At 37.6% G+C, this 14,087-nt stretch carries 14 protein-coding genes; 5 read left to right on the forward strand and 9 right to left on the reverse strand.

Translation table 11 applies throughout. From position 1 onward, the window contains the following. Positions 1 to 81: 81 nt before the first annotated feature. From HX062_RS10565 to rsfS, 7 genes are all read right to left on the reverse strand, one after another. Positions 82 to 837 carry a superoxide dismutase gene (locus HX062_RS10565; protein WP_286467374.1) on the reverse strand — a complete coding sequence of 252 codons (756 nt, stop codon included), beginning with the start codon at positions 835 to 837 and terminating at the stop codon, positions 82 to 84. Next, positions 834 to 1,103 carry an acyl-CoA-binding protein gene (locus HX062_RS10570; protein ID WP_182625694.1) on the reverse strand — a complete coding sequence of 90 codons (270 nt, stop codon included), beginning with the start codon at positions 1,101 to 1,103 and terminating at the stop codon, positions 834 to 836. Before HX062_RS10570 ends, HX062_RS10565 begins: the two co-directional genes overlap by 4 nt. 2 nt (positions 1,104 to 1,105) lie before the next feature. Continuing rightward, positions 1,106 to 1,756, reverse strand: a complete 651-nt coding sequence (locus HX062_RS10575; RefSeq protein ID WP_182625695.1) for a phosphatidylserine decarboxylase family protein — start codon at positions 1,754 to 1,756, stop codon at positions 1,106 to 1,108. Between the two features lie 3 nt (positions 1,757 to 1,759). After that, positions 1,760 to 2,548: a phosphatidate cytidylyltransferase gene (locus HX062_RS10580; protein ID WP_182625696.1), complete on the reverse strand. Its 789-nt coding sequence runs from the start codon at positions 2,546 to 2,548 to the stop codon at positions 1,760 to 1,762. A 3-nt stretch (positions 2,549 to 2,551) separates the two neighbouring features. After that, positions 2,552 to 3,124, reverse strand: a complete 573-nt coding sequence (locus tag HX062_RS10585) for a lactate utilization protein (protein WP_255492332.1) — start codon at positions 3,122 to 3,124, stop codon at positions 2,552 to 2,554. Positions 3,125 to 3,269: 145 nt separating this feature from the next. Beyond that, complete coding sequence (ftsH, locus tag HX062_RS10590; RefSeq protein WP_286467376.1) at positions 3,270 to 5,234, reverse strand: ATP-dependent zinc metalloprotease FtsH; 1,965 nt, start codon at positions 5,232 to 5,234, stop codon at positions 3,270 to 3,272. Between the two features lie 18 nt (positions 5,235 to 5,252). Further along, a complete protein-coding gene (rsfS, locus tag HX062_RS10595) occupies positions 5,253 to 5,624 on the reverse strand; it encodes a ribosome silencing factor (protein WP_182625699.1) in 372 nt (123 codons plus the stop codon). 102 nt (positions 5,625 to 5,726) lie between these two features. Between rsfS and HX062_RS10600 the strand changes: the two genes are divergently transcribed. Continuing rightward, positions 5,727 to 6,458: a biotin--[acetyl-CoA-carboxylase] ligase gene (locus HX062_RS10600; protein WP_286467377.1), complete on the forward strand. Its 732-nt coding sequence runs from the start codon at positions 5,727 to 5,729 to the stop codon at positions 6,456 to 6,458. Positions 6,459 to 6,499: 41 nt separating this feature from the next. On the opposite strand, the gene msrB is transcribed toward HX062_RS10600, so the two are convergent. Continuing rightward, entirely contained in the window at positions 6,500 to 6,892 is a 393-nt protein-coding gene (gene msrB, locus HX062_RS10605) for a peptide-methionine (R)-S-oxide reductase MsrB (protein ID WP_182625701.1), read from the reverse strand. A 12-nt stretch (positions 6,893 to 6,904) separates the two neighbouring features. Next, on the reverse strand, positions 6,905 to 7,783 hold the full coding sequence (locus HX062_RS10610) for an alpha/beta hydrolase (RefSeq protein ID WP_286467378.1): 879 nt from the start codon (positions 7,781 to 7,783) through the stop codon (positions 6,905 to 6,907). Between the two features lie 263 nt (positions 7,784 to 8,046). On the opposite strand from HX062_RS10610, the gene HX062_RS10615 reads away from it, so the two are divergent. The 4 genes from HX062_RS10615 (at position 8,047) to lon (ending at position 13,994) form a co-directional block, all read left to right on the forward strand. Continuing rightward, positions 8,047 to 8,856: a M48 family metalloprotease gene (locus HX062_RS10615; RefSeq protein ID WP_182625703.1), complete on the forward strand. Its 810-nt coding sequence runs from the start codon at positions 8,047 to 8,049 to the stop codon at positions 8,854 to 8,856. A 68-nt stretch (positions 8,857 to 8,924) separates the two neighbouring features. Next, positions 8,925 to 10,226 (forward strand): MFS transporter, encoded by a 1,302-nt coding sequence (locus tag HX062_RS10620; protein WP_182625704.1) that lies wholly within the window; start codon positions 8,925 to 8,927, stop codon positions 10,224 to 10,226. 92 nt (positions 10,227 to 10,318) lie between these two features. After that, on the forward strand, positions 10,319 to 11,338 hold the full coding sequence (locus HX062_RS10625; RefSeq protein ID WP_182625705.1) for a hypothetical protein: 1,020 nt from the start codon (positions 10,319 to 10,321) through the stop codon (positions 11,336 to 11,338). A gap of 187 nt (positions 11,339 to 11,525) precedes the next feature. Beyond that, a complete protein-coding gene (lon, locus tag HX062_RS10630; RefSeq protein ID WP_286467379.1) occupies positions 11,526 to 13,994 on the forward strand; it encodes an endopeptidase La in 2,469 nt (822 codons plus the stop codon). The last annotated feature ends 93 nt before the right edge of the window (positions 13,995 to 14,087 follow it).

The following is a 14,087-nucleotide window of genomic DNA, read 5'->3' on the forward strand; positions in this document are numbered from 1 at the left end:
TATTTATGATAAACGGTAAACGAAACGTTTAGTGACTATAATAACAAAGGCGAAGGATGATTAAAACCTTCGCCTTTGTTATTATTTTAAATTAGCATTAGCAAATTCCCAATTGAGGTGAGGAAGCAATGCTTTGATGTATTTTTCTTTGTCATTTTTATAGGATGGCAAATAAGCATGTTCCCATAAATCAATTGCTAATAAAGGTTTGCCTAATCTCAAGGTGATGGGATTGGCATTGTTTTCTGTAGTGATCAAGGTTAGTGTATTGCGGTGATCAACCAATAGCCATAACCAACCAGAACCTTCAAATTCAACCGACATACGCAAGATTTCTGCTTTTAAATTGTTGTAGGACCCAAAATTCGAGTTAATCAAGGTAGATAAATTCGTATCGGGACTCGTGGTTGTATTTTTGTGTATAGATTGCCAAAAGAAATTGTGATTGTAATACGCTCCAGCTAGATTGCTTATTTCTGCTTGTGCGGGTGTTACTTTCGTTAGAATACCTACAAGGCTATCAGTTACAAAAGAACTGTTGTGAATCGCTGTATTCAAACGGTTGGCATAACTTAAATGAATTTCGCCATAGTGTAAAGCCAAATCCTCCGGTTTAAATAGATCTTCAATTTCCTCATAGGAAAAAGAAAGGGGAAGCATGTCAAATGGACCTTGTTTGGTTTTGACCTTTTCTTGCCCAAGCACCGATTTTTTCTCTACGATAAATGTCTCCCTTTTAGGAATCTCAACTTCTATGCGTTCGCTTTTCTTGCCACAAGATGTCGCTAAAACTACAGCAAAGAGTAAGGTAAGGTTTAACGACTTTATTGTTTTCATTGTTTGGCTAAGATTGTTTTGGCAAGTTTAATATATTCTGTTTTAGCTTGTGTTGTGGACAAATGACTCACTTGTGTCCACGCATTGAATTTGAATGCCTTTTTTAAATCATGCGACATATGCTCGAAGTCTTGGTGACTTAGTCCATTAGTCGCTTGTTTGTAATAGGCGTATATCCGCAGCATAACATCGGGAGCTAAATTTCTTGCTTCTTTAGAAATTCGCTCGTAGGCTTCTAAAAAGTCTTTGTCTAGTTGCTCGTTCATTCCTATTTTTTTGCAATTACCGTTTTGTTACCAATCGCTTTTTGGTTTAACACCACATCTACTTTTGTTCCAAGCGGTAAATATAAATCTACGCGAGATCCAAATTTTATAAAACCAGCATCTGTTCCTTGAATGGCTTGCATACCTGGCTTTGCGTAGTTTACAATACGCTTCGCTAGTGCACCAGCGATTTGACGGTACATCACTTCTCCAAACACCTTGTTTTCTATTACAACCGTTGTTCGTTCATTTTCTTCACTAGCTTTTGGATGCCATGCTACAAGGTATTTCCCTGCATGATATTGGCTGTATTTGATCAATCCGCTTAATCCATATCGCGTTACGTGTACGTTAATAGGAGACATGAAGATTGATACCATTAATCGCTTGTCTTTAAAGTATTCAGGCTCATAAACTTCTTCGATTACAACAACTTTTCCATCTACAGGAGCTACAATGACAGCGTCATTGGGAACAATGGTTCGGTCCGGATTTCTAAAGAATTGTAACACTAAGATTAGCAGTGCTAGAATAATAGATGACAACGTCATTCTTAACCAATCAATCGTTATGAAATAATCAAAAACTACAATAATGATTACAGCGACTACTAACGAGAAAAAAATAATTTTAGTTCCTTCTTTATGAAACATGGCTTATAAAATTTGAAAAATGATATACAAAAAGGGTGAGATAAACAAGATGCTGTCTAAGCGATCTAAAATACCTCCGTGTCCAGGCATGATATTGCCACTATCTTTTACACCAGCTTCTCTCTTGAAATGCGATTCAACTAGATCTCCAAGTGTACCAAATAATCCTACAAAAATAGCACTTGCAATCCAAATATCCACACTTAATGAAGTAAAAAACTGATATAATACCAGAGAGGCTAGAATGGCAAAGACAATTCCGCCTACTAATCCTTCTATAGTTTTTTTGGGTGAGATACGTTCAAAGAGCTTGTGCTTACCAAAACGTTTACCTACAATATAAGCAAAAGTATCGTTGGTCCACACAAGAATTAATATACCGATAACAATTTGCGGATCATACCCTGCTGCGGTATATGGCAGATGTAGAAAAGCGAGAAAACTTCCTATTATATACCCGAGAAAAATGATGATTTTTACGGGAAGACTGCGATTGGGTTTGCGCGTGGTAAATAATTCGGCTGTTATGGCTAGTAGAATTAAAAAAGTAAGAATCACTATGGTTTGCATTGGCAAGGCAAAAGCCGACTGAAAAATTGCCAATACGGCAACCAAGCTCAGGCCAACACAAAGGGATTTGGGTAAATCTATTAAACGAGCAAATTCATAAGCTGCTACGATCATAAAGAATCCAAAAAGTAGTTTAAACGTAAGTACATCGTATAAGGTTGCACTTAGTAATAGAACAATATAGACAATGCCGGATATCGTTCTTTTAAGGGTTTCTGACATAATTTAGAGATCTTCTAATAAAAGTAAATATAAGTTTTTAGGAGATCTGCCATAGCTTAAGAAATCTTGATTGGCAGAAGGTTTAAAGCAGTTAATCGCCGTGATGTTTGTAGGTAATGCGCTGCTGTATTTTCTTTTGATTTCGCGAAGTCCATCACTTTTTGTACGCGTAATCTGGCTAGTTGTTGCGATAATGATGATGTTGTCAGGAATTTCATGTGGTTTGTAATCCCTTAATTGTTTTTCGCAAAATAAGATTGCTCCATCGTCTGCAATTAAACTCTCACAAGACGATACAAAAAAGACCGGTTGTTTGGAATTGATGTAGTGAATGTTATTGTCTCTTAAAAGCGCATGGAATTGACTCTCATGGGTTAATGCCTCTTTTTCAAACCAATCATTCTCTAATAAAACATTGACAAAGGTTTCGTGTAGTTCTGCTTGTGTATCGCAGTATAAAAATTTACCGCCGTTATTCCTGAAATTTACTGTAAATAAATCATCAACAGGCATAACAGTCTCAGGAAGATATTGACTTCTTTGATTGTTAGCCTCTTCGTTACTTTGTTTTGACATAAATCCGCTAATTAACTTCTTTAGAAAGCTCATAGGTTAAGTGTCGAAATATGATGGTTTGTAATATCTTCAAAGATAAAAAAAATCTTAACTTAAATGAGTCTTTAAGTTAAGATTTTTATATAGATTCTTATCGATTGCTTGATTAAGCGATTGTTTCTTCTGTATCCGATTGAGGTTGAATTGTGTTTTCTACCGTTTCGGGCTGATCGAAAGGTCGTTTACCAAAGATATTTTCTAGATCTTGTTGGAAAATCACCTCTTTTTCGCAAAGTAAATCTGCTAATTGGATCAACTTGTCTTTGTGTTCAGTCAAAATGGCTTGTGCACGTTCGTATTGTCCTTCAATTAACTTCGAAATCTCTTCGTCAATCACCTTGGCAGTATCTTCAGAATAAGGTTTGCTAAAGTTGTATTCACTTTGACCAGATGAATCGTAATAGGTAATGTTTCCGAGTTTTTCGTTCAATCCGTAAATGGTCACCATAGCACGTGCTTGTTTAGCTACTTTTTCAAGGTCGCTTAACGCACCTGTAGAGATTTTGTCAAATACAATTTTCTCTGCTGCACGTCCTCCCATGGTCGCACACATTTCGTCTAGCATTTGTTCCGTGCGAACGATTTGTCTTTCTGCTGGTAAGTACCAAGCAGCACCTAAGCTTTGTCCACGTGGTACAATGGTTACTTTTACTAGTGGAGCCGCGTGTTCACACATCCAGCTTACGGTAGCGTGACCAGCTTCGTGTATCGCAATGGCGTATTTCTCTTCTACTGTAATGATTTTGTTTTTCTTTTCTAAACCACCAATAATTCGGTCAACAGCATCCAAGAAGTCTTGCATATCTACTTCTTTTTTGTCTTTACGCGCTGCAGTTAGAGCAGCCTCGTTACAAACGTTAGCAATATCTGCACCTGAGAATCCAGGTGTTTGTTTTGCTAAGAAGTCGATATCTAAGTTGTCAACGCGCTTAATGTTGCGCAAGTGTACGTTGAAGATTGCTTCTCTTTCTTTAACGTCTGGAAGATCAACATAAATTTGTCTGTCAAATCGTCCAGCACGTAAAAGTGCTTTATCTAGGATTTCCGCACGGTTTGTCGCTGCTAATACAATAACATTGGTATGCGAACCAAAACCGTCCATTTCCGTCAATAATTGGTTTAATGTGTTTTCTCTCTCGTCGTTTGACCCAGAGAAATTGCTTTTTCCACGTGCTCTACCCACAGCGTCAATCTCATCAATAAAGATAATGGCTGGTGATTTTTCTTTGGCTTGCTTAAACAAGTCGCGAACACGAGATGCCCCAACTCCTACGAACATTTCCACGAAATCAGAACCTGAAAGTGAAAAGAAAGGAACTTTAGCTTCTCCTGCTACTGCCTTAGCCAATAGTGTTTTTCCTGTTCCTGGAGGACCTACTAAAAGCGCTCCTTTTGGAATCTTACCTCCGATAGAGGTGTATTTTTCTGGGTTCTTTAAGAACTCTACGATTTCTACAATTTCTTCTTTAGCTCCTTCTAATCCAGCAACGTCACTAAACGTTACTTTAATGTCATTCTTTTCATCGAAGAGTTTTGCTTTCGATTTTCCAATAGAGAAAATCTGTCCGCCACCGCCAGCACCACCGCCACTAGTCATTCTTTTCATCATGAATAACCAGAATCCAATGATAATGATGATCGGTAAGAAACTAATGAAAATGTCTCCCCAATTGCTCTCAGCTTCAGATTTATATTCCAGAAGTTTGCCTTCTCCAGCAGCCTCATCTAATTTCTTTTGGAAAATCTCAGAGTTACCGATTTCAGTTACAAACTGTGGTCCTGTACTTTCTTTTCCTAAGATTGACTTGCGTTGTAACTCTTCAAAATCTTTGCTTTGTAAAGCGTCTTTTGTCAAATATACCTTAGCAACAGAACGATTAAATTCTACTTTCTCCACTTTACCTTCTTTCAGGTAATCGAAAAATTTAGAAAGACTCAGTTGTTTGGAATCTCCAACACCACTTCCGTTCGATAAAAAGTTTATAACCAATACGATAACCACAATGCTCACGTATAAAATCCACGGGCTAAATTTGGGTTTGTTTTGGTTCGGTTTTATGTTTCCCGCCATGAAGAATAAATTTTAAGTTTAATATTGGCTGTTGATAGTCGTAATCTTTGCGTCTCCCCACAAACTTTCTAAGTTGTAGAATTCGCGAATTGATTTTTGGAATACGTGTACTACAACATTAATGTAGTCCATCAATATCCACTCAGCATTTATCTCGCCTTCAACATGCCAAGGTTTGTCGTGTAATTCTTTTGATACAATTTTTTGGACAGAACCCGCGATCGCATTGACCTGTGTATTAGAGTTCCCATCACATATAATGAAGTAATCACAAGGTGTGTTATCTATTTCTCGTAAATCTAAAATTGTTGTGTTTTCCCCCTTTACAGCTTCAATTCCTTTGATAATATTAGCAATCAATTCGTCGTTGTTGATAGTTTTGTTTGTCATTTATTGATTTTATCTAAATTTCTTCAAGTTAACAAAAATATGTTTCCTAATTTTGGGTTCAAATATAGTGAATCGCTTCTGATTAGACTACAATAATTTTATATGAATATTATCAAACTCGATGCCACTGCATCTACAAATACCTATTTAAAGAATTTGTTAACAACTTGTGATTTAGAAAATTTCACCACGGTTGTGACTGAAAATCAATTTGCAGGTAGGGGGCAGCGCGGGTCGGATTGGCTATCTGAAGCGGGTAGTAACCTGACCTTTAGTGTGTTGTTGAAAACAACTCCTGTGTCGATGCAAGGTATTTTTGATCTTAATGTTATGGTTGCTTTGGCTGTTATTCACGCTTTAAAAAAAATGTATAATCTGCCATTTTTTGTCAAATGGCCAAATGACATTTTGTCTTGTAATAAGAAAATTGGTGGCATATTGATCGAAAACATTCTCAAATCGCAGGGTAATGTATGTTCGATTGTTGGAATTGGAATCAACGGTAATCAACAGCATTTTCCAAAAATGAGCAAAGCGAGTTCGCTGGGTATATTAACAGGAGGGGTGATCAGCAAAGAAGAGCTACTGCAGTCTATTCTGAGTGAATTGGCCATTGGATTTGCCGTGTTAGAAGCAGGTGATGTAGACGTTTTATGGGAAAAGTACAAAGCTTGTCTATTTCGAAAAGATGTAGTTTCTGTCTTTGAAATACCGGAAGGAAAGCGGTTTAACGGTATTATACGCGATGTTACCCGCCACGGTAAATTAGTGGTGGAAACTGAAGAGGAGGCTATGGTATCCTTTGCCCTAAAAGAAGTACAACTATTGTATTAGTTCAAAATAAGGAACCCCTTATTTTGAACCTAGGAATTCCTTTATTTTTGATGTTTAATTGAAATGGAGTTGATGCAATAACGGTGTCCCGTTGTATCTTGTGGACCATCGGGAAAAACATGGCCTAAATGTCCCTGACAATTCGAACAAACTACTTCTACGCGGACCATGCCATGAGATAAATCTTTAATATAAGTTACGCTACCCTCTATTGCTTGGTCAAACGAAGGCCAACCACAATGCGAATTGAATTTGGTGGTTGAATCAAACAAAACCTGACCGCAACCCGCACAGACATAGTGTCCTGCTTCATAAAAATCATTGTATTCGCCTGTAAAAGGGCGCTCTGTTCCTTTTTCTCTCAGAACGTAGAATTCTTCAGGGGTTAGTATTTCTTTCCATTCTTCTGCTGTGGTATGTTTGTCTTTTTTCATTTTTCTGTGGTATTAATGGGTTTCTTGTGTGAAATCGCGAATGCGTTCAATTACTTTTTTATCACCTAATACTTTGCGGTGTCCTAGTCCAGTTGTTACCATCAACTGACTGTTTGGCGCGTGCTTCTTAATTTGGTAAGCCGCTTTGATTGGAACATCTATATCGTCCTCATCGTGTATAATCAACAAGGGAATTTGGATGGCTTCTGCGGCTTTGTGGACGCAGTAACTATCCATTGTGCGGTTAAATTGTTTTTCAAAGCGCTTTTTAATTATATCGGCAATTTGGGGTTTGAGTTGAATTTGCTTGACAAAATCTTCAATGACGTCTTCTACTACGTCTCCACTGCCAATAATGACTGCTTGTTTGGCTTGTAGCCCGTCGCGCAAGGCATTCATCGTTGTCATGCCCCCTAAAGAATGCCCGACAATGAGGTCAAATGCACCAAATTGTTTTTCGATTTCAAAGGCAGAAGCAATAAACTCCGTCAAATTTGTTTTCGTTTTTGGCGCAAAACCATGACCAGGTGCATCAAAACTGACAATGTCATAGCCTTGACGAATTAAAATATTGGCAATGGTAACCAATTGGGTGCCTCGTCCGTTCCAACCATGAATTAAAAGCGCTTTTTTATTGGCTTTTTTATTGATGCCGTATTCGTATACCACAATGTCTTTTTTGATTGCTGGTACAAACAACTTATTTTTCTTGCTCTTGGTCAGCATCTCTTTTTCCCTCTTTGGGGTTTTGAATTTAATCGGTGTAATAAAGAGATTCTGCGCAAATTTTGCCGCTAAAGATTGGGAAAAAAATTGTAAAAACTTCCCGGTCCATATGATTGATTTAGGTACTTCTAATGAGCGTTTTACCTTTTTAGAATTGTCTTGCATTAGTGAAAAGCATTTCAAACAAAAGTACAAAATATTAAAAAGATATTGTTTACTTCAGCACTCCCGTTTTTTTGTTGGCTGATTATCGGGTGTTTTTTACTTTTGTTTTTGCTTGGCTTTCTGTGTAAATTATAGTTTTTTCTTATGAAAACTTGATTACTAGATCAAAAAGAGGGAAGAAGTAAAAAATACATCCCTAAAAAAACAAAAAGTAAAACGCAGTGAAACCTAAGAGAATAATTTTAATTTTGAATAAAAAAAATATGAGAAAAATAGCACTATCCTTGGGAGTAATCCTTTTGTTAACGGGGTGTAAGACAAACCCGTTTAGTGGAAAAAGCACCATGGCATTTGTTTCGGATGCTTCGTTGTTTCCGTCGTCTTTTCAGCAGTATAACGATTTTTTGAAGGAACACAAAGTCATTAAAGGGACGGCAGATGCAAAGCGCATTGAGGATATTGGCAACAAAATTCGCATTGCCGCAGAAAAGTGGTTAACGGCTAATGGGTATCCGAAGTATTTAGATGATTATCGATGGGAGTACAATTTGGTCGATGATAAAGAGGTGAATGCATGGTGTATGCCAGGAGGTAAGATTGTATTTTTTACTGGAATTTTGCCAATTTGCAAAACGGATGCGGGTATTGCTACGGTAATGGGGCACGAGGTATCACACGCTTTGGCGAATCACGGGCAGCAACGCGTAAGTGCCGCTATGTTACAACAAGCGGCTGCCATGGGGTTGGATGTCGCTACTTCAGGGAGTAAAGAATCAACCAAACAAGCGTTAGGTATGGCTTTTGGTTTAGGAAGCCAGTACGGTGTAATGTTGCCTTTTAGCAGAAGCAATGAAAGTGAAGCGGATAAGATAGGGCTGACATTAATGGCTATTGCAGGCTACAATCCCGAGGAAGCTGTTGCTTTTTGGAGTCGTATGGCGGCCAATAGCGGGGGAGGAGGAGGATCGTCCTTTACTAGTACGCACCCGTCAAATCAACAGCGCATTGACGATTTGAAAAAGCTGATCCCAGCTGCAAAAGCAGAAGCCGCTAAATTTGGCGTAACCTTTTAAAATAAATAAGAAAAAGCAATCGACACCGATTGCTTTTTTCTATTTTAGTGGATTATTTAGATTGTAGCATGAAAAATTTTGAAAAAGGGAATCCTAAGCTATTAAATGCTTGGGCCTTTTACGATTGGGCTAATTCAGTTTATGCCCTAGTTATATCTTCTTCTATCTTTCCTCTGTATTACGGAATGTTGTTTCGAGCAAGAGAAATTGATCGCTATTCCTTTTTTGGAATTGAAATGAATAGCGAAAGTATTATCAGCTATGTTACAGCTATTGGTTTTTTAATCATTGCCTTTATTTCCCCTTTATTGTCGGGAATCGCAGATTATCTCGGTACAAAAAAGTTTTTTATGAAGCTTTTTTGCGGTATTGGAGCTGTATCTTGTATGCTGCTGTATTTCTTTAGTTTAGATTATTTTGGTTTGAGCTTGTTTATCTATATGATGGGCTTAATTGGCTTTTGGGGCAGTTTAGTTTTTTATAATTCCTATTTGCCTGATATCGCTTTCGAAGAACAACAAGATCGCATTAGTGCCAAAGGATATGCCCTGGGGTATATTGGGAGTGTACTCTTACTAATTCTAAATCTTGGCTTGGTGATGAATGCCGAAAAGTTGGGCTTTGAAGATGCAACACAAGCCATGCGCGCTTCCTTTATATTAGTAGGAGTTTGGTGGATTGCCTTTAGTCAAATTACCTTTCGCAAACTCCCAGACTTTAAAAACGACAAAAAACTGACTAGCGGTATTTTCTTCAAAGGTTTTAAAGAGTTGAAAAAAGTGTGGGGTATCCTTGGAGAACACACCGTTTTAAAACGCTATTTGGCTGCCTTTTTTGTTTATAGTATGGCCGTGCAAACCGTAATGATCATCGCCGCCTTTTTTGGTGAAAAAGAAATAGCATGGGCCGATGATCAACAACGCAGTATGGGGTTAATACTGAGTATTATGTTAATCCAATTAATCGCTATTGTTGGGGCTTTTGCTACTTCAAGCTTGTCTAAGCGCATAGGCAATATTTATACCCTATGTGTGCTAAATGTACTGTGGGTTTTTATCTGCATCTATGCTTATACGATTATCACGCCCAACGAGTTTTACATCGCAGCCGCTTTTGTCGGATTAGTAATGGGGGGAATACAATCGCTCTCTCGTTCTACCTATGCTAAGTTATTGCCCCAAACAACAGACACAACATCGTTTTTTAGTTTTTATGACGTAACAGAAAAAATAGGAATCGTCCTAGGGATGTTTGTCTACGGTTTAATTAGCGATATAACAGGGAAAATGCAAAATGCGATTTTATTCCTTATTTTATTTTTTATCGTTGGTTTTTTTCTGTTATTGCGTGTAAAAGAGAAGAAGAAGTAGAAAGGGAGGTTTATGTTAATTTTTTTTTGTTAAAAAAGTTTTAAAATATATTAAAATCTATATATTTGGAATTGTAATTAGAATGTAAAATCATGAAGAAATTTTATTCAATATTAATTGGTTTAAGTTTGTTGACAATCGGAGGAGGTTTGTTGTCATCTTGTAGTAGTTCAGATGATAACGATTTTTCTAGCGACCCTTCATATAAAGGACCTACTTATGTTTCCCTAACTTTGCCAGATACAACGCGTATTGAAACGGAAAAGTTTATAGCTACCTTAGATGCAAACGGAGAGTTTCGTTTACTAATGGATGATATTGAAGGGGGAAATCACATATTTGGATTTACTTTATTGCGATTCCAAGAAGGGAATTTTCCAACCAATTTAAACGTGATTGAATATATGTTGCGCACTGGAGAGGTTACCTATGACACTTTTAGTTCCTTAGATCCAAATGATCCTAGACGAAATAATGGAATGATTAAAATCTCTAAGATTGATAAAGAGTCCATGCTCGTAAGTGGAACATTTAGTAGTGCAATGGTGCCTTCACCGCTGAATCAAAGTGGAATGAGAACGTTTACCGTTTCAGGAGAGTTTAAAAATATACCATATAAAAGAATAGGTTTAATTAGCGAATACGGATTCGTATATGCGAGCTTGAATGGCAACGATATTAATGATTTAATGGTTGTCTCAGATGCCAAAGGAGATGTTGTTGACGGTAGAGTAGTTATCGCAGCTGAAAGTAAACCGATGCGCAAAAGAGCGATTAAGTTTAGCTTCCCAAAAGAAGCTGCTGTAGGTAACTATAAGTACGATCAAGTACAAGTAGAGTACATTTCTGAAAATGGAGTGAAGTACTTTTCGAATGCAGAAGATCAAAGCTTAGCCGAAAGTGTGTTGAAAATAGAACAAATAGGAACATTACCAGGTATCCCTAATCGCGCTACCTATAAGGGTAAATTTACATTTAAGTTAAAATCAAAAGACGGACGTGTGCTGACTTTAAATTTTGGCGACTTTAGCGCTGATATTTCGTTAAAAGAAGTGGTAACGCCAGGACCTGGCCCTGGACCAGGTGAAGGTGGAGGACCGATTGAATTGTAATCCAATAGCGATAAATAACTGACAGAAGACCTTGCATAAAGCAAGGTTTTTTTATGGCATAAAGATTGAACTACTAGTGTAGTATGAAACTAATATGTAGCTACTTTTGCTGATTACTAGAGACTTATGGTTTTTGTAGTCAATAGTGAAATTGGGGTTACTGACAAAATGACGTGATATTTATAATATGGCAAACCAAAAAATAATAACATTAGATAATTTGATGCTTGATGATTTCTTAGATGGTGATTCTGAATTCATTCCTTTGTTAAGTCAAGAAGACGAAGAGGAAATGAATAACGAAGAACTCCCAGTAGAATTGCCGATTTTGCCTTTGCGTAATATGGTTTTATTTCCTGGCGTTGTTATTCCAATTACAGCGGGAAGAGATAAGTCGATCAAATTGATTGAAGCAGCAAATAAAAAAGGCAAAAGCATTGGAGTTGTTGCTCAACTAAACGAAGATACAGAAGATCCTAGTATACAAGATATTCACCACCAAGGTACTGTGGCGCGTATCATTAAGGTATTGAAACTACCTGATGGAAACGTTACCGTTATTCTACAAGGAAAAAAGCGCTTTGAAATTGTAGAACTTGTTAGTGAGAAACCTTACCTAACGGCAAGCGTAAAAGAATGTGATGAAATACGACCACAAGCGGATGATCAAGAATTCTTAGCTGTTGTAGATTCGATCAAAGAACTCGCTGTTGAAATCATAAGAGAAAATCCAAATATCCCTACAGAGGCTTCTTTTGCCGTGAAGAATATCGAGAGCAATTCGTTCTTGATCAACTTTGTGTCTTCCAACCTAAACTTAACGGTAGAAGACAAACAGCAATTGTTGCGCATCAATGATTTAAAAGCTCGTGCGTACGAAACCTTGCGTTTGATGAATGTGGAACTGCAAAAGTTACAGTTGAAAAACACGATTCAATCCAAAGTGCGTATTGACTTAGATCAGCAACAAAAGGAGTATTTCCTACATCAGCAAATGAAAACCATTCAAGAAGAATTGGGTGGATTTTCCAATGAAGAGGAATTTGAAGAAATGCGCAAAAAAGCCAAGGAGAAAAAATGGACCAAAGAGGTGCGTGAGCGTTTTGAAAAGGAATTGATGAAATGGCAACGCATGAATCCTCAGGTGGCTGAATTTGGTATTCAACGCAATTACTTAGAGCTTTTGTTAGAGCTGCCTTGGCAAAAATATTCTGAAGATAAGTTTGATCTCAAGCGATCTCAAAAAATTCTAGATAAAGATCACTATGGCATTGAAGATGTCAAGAAAAGAGTAATTGAACACATGGCCGTTTTAAAACTGCGCAATGATTTAAAAGCTCCTATTTTGTGTTTATACGGACCTCCAGGTGTTGGAAAGACTTCTATTGGAAAGTCTATTGCCAAAGCGTTAGGTAGAGAATATGTACGCATTTCTTTAGGAGGATTGCGAGACGAAGCAGAAATTAGAGGACACCGTAAAACCTATATTGGCGCAATGCCAGGGCGTATCATCCAAAGTTTGAAAAAAGCAGGAACGTCAAACCCTGTATTCTTGCTCGATGAGATTGATAAATTGTCGGTAAGCAACAATGGAGATCCATCATCTGCTTTGTTAGAAGTGCTCGATCCAGAACAAAACAGCGACTTCTACGACAACTTCCTCGAAATGGGATACGACTTGTCTAAAGTGATGTTTATCGCTACCTCTAACAGCTTGTCTACGATTCAACCTGCCTTGAGAGACCGTATGGAAATCATTGAGATGACAGGTTATACGATTGAAGAAAAAGTGGAAATCGGAAGACAGCATTTGTTGCCTAAACAATTGGAAGAGCACGGTTTAACAGCAAAAGATTTGGTGATTGGCAAAAAGCAAATGGAGTTTATTGTCACTCATTATACGCGCGAGTCCGGCGTACGTGGATTGAATAAACAACTAGCGCATGTGGCTAGAGGCATTGCCAAAAGCATTGTAATGGAAGAAGAATTTAATCCTAAGGTAACTGAAGAAGATATCCAAAAAATACTGGGAACGCCTCGATTTGAAGCGGATAAATACGAAAATAACGACGTAGCTGGTGTGGTAACTGGTTTAGCTTGGACGAGTGTTGGAGGAGATATTTTATATATTGAATCCATTGTCTCTAAAGGCAAAGGGGGACTGAGTATTACGGGTAATTTAGGTACGGTAATGAAAGAATCAGCAACCATCGCCTTAGAGTACATCAAAGCACATGCAGATGAATGGGGAATTTCCTCCGATGTATTTGACCACTATAAAATCCATATTCACGTGCCAGAAGGGGCTACACCCAAAGATGGACCAAGTGCAGGTATTACCATGTTAACGTCTATGGTATCCTCCTTTACACAGCGCAAAGTAAAGAAAAACTTAGCCATGACAGGAGAAATTACCTTGAGAGGTAAAGTATTGCCAGTAGGGGGAATTAAAGAAAAGATTCTAGCGGCAAAACGCGCCAATATCAAAGAAATTATTTTGTGTAAAGACAATAGAAAAGATATTGAAGAGATTAAAGAGGACTATATCAAAGGATTGACTTTCCATTATGTGGATCGCATGGATGAAGTGTTGAAAATTGCCTTACTAGATGAAAAGGTGAAGAAAGCAAAGAAATTCACCGTAGAAAAAGCATAAAACGAACGGTCATTTTCCTAAAATAAACAAAAGAGCAGTAGTATAATAAAATGTACTACTGCTTTTTTTATGGGGTAAAATCGATACATCGTA

This window comes from Myroides sp. DF42-4-2 (genome assembly GCF_030326445.1).
GTDB lineage: Bacteria > Bacteroidota > Bacteroidia > Flavobacteriales > Flavobacteriaceae > Flavobacterium.

Excerpts from the sequence above, each read along its gene's own strand:
- HX062_RS10565 (WP_286467374.1), bottom strand. The coding sequence starts at position 837 with ATGAAAACAATAAAGTCGTTAAACCTTACCTTACTCTTTGCTGTAGTT.
- HX062_RS10570 (WP_182625694.1), bottom strand. The coding sequence starts at position 1,103 with ATGAACGAGCAACTAGACAAAGACTTTTTAGAAGCCTACGAGCGAATT.
- HX062_RS10575 (WP_182625695.1), bottom strand. The coding sequence starts at position 1,756 with ATGTTTCATAAAGAAGGAACTAAAATTATTTTTTTCTCGTTAGTAGTC.
- HX062_RS10580 (WP_182625696.1), bottom strand. The coding sequence starts at position 2,548 with ATGTCAGAAACCCTTAAAAGAACGATATCCGGCATTGTCTATATTGTT.
- HX062_RS10585 (WP_255492332.1), bottom strand. The coding sequence starts at position 3,124 with ATGTCAAAACAAAGTAACGAAGAGGCTAACAATCAAAGAAGTCAATAT.
- ftsH (WP_286467376.1), bottom strand. The coding sequence starts at position 5,234 with ATGGCGGGAAACATAAAACCGAACCAAAACAAACCCAAATTTAGCCCG.
- rsfS (WP_182625699.1), bottom strand. The coding sequence starts at position 5,624 with ATGACAAACAAAACTATCAACAACGACGAATTGATTGCTAATATTATC.
- HX062_RS10600 (WP_286467377.1), top strand. The coding sequence starts at position 5,727 with ATGAATATTATCAAACTCGATGCCACTGCATCTACAAATACCTATTTA.
- msrB (WP_182625701.1), bottom strand. The coding sequence starts at position 6,892 with ATGAAAAAAGACAAACATACCACAGCAGAAGAATGGAAAGAAATACTA.
- HX062_RS10610 (WP_286467378.1), bottom strand. The coding sequence starts at position 7,783 with ATGCAAGACAATTCTAAAAAGGTAAAACGCTCATTAGAAGTACCTAAA.
- HX062_RS10615 (WP_182625703.1), top strand. The coding sequence starts at position 8,047 with ATGAGAAAAATAGCACTATCCTTGGGAGTAATCCTTTTGTTAACGGGG.
- HX062_RS10620 (WP_182625704.1), top strand. The coding sequence starts at position 8,925 with ATGAAAAATTTTGAAAAAGGGAATCCTAAGCTATTAAATGCTTGGGCC.
- HX062_RS10625 (WP_182625705.1), top strand. The coding sequence starts at position 10,319 with ATGAAGAAATTTTATTCAATATTAATTGGTTTAAGTTTGTTGACAATC.
- lon (WP_286467379.1), top strand. The coding sequence starts at position 11,526 with ATGGCAAACCAAAAAATAATAACATTAGATAATTTGATGCTTGATGAT.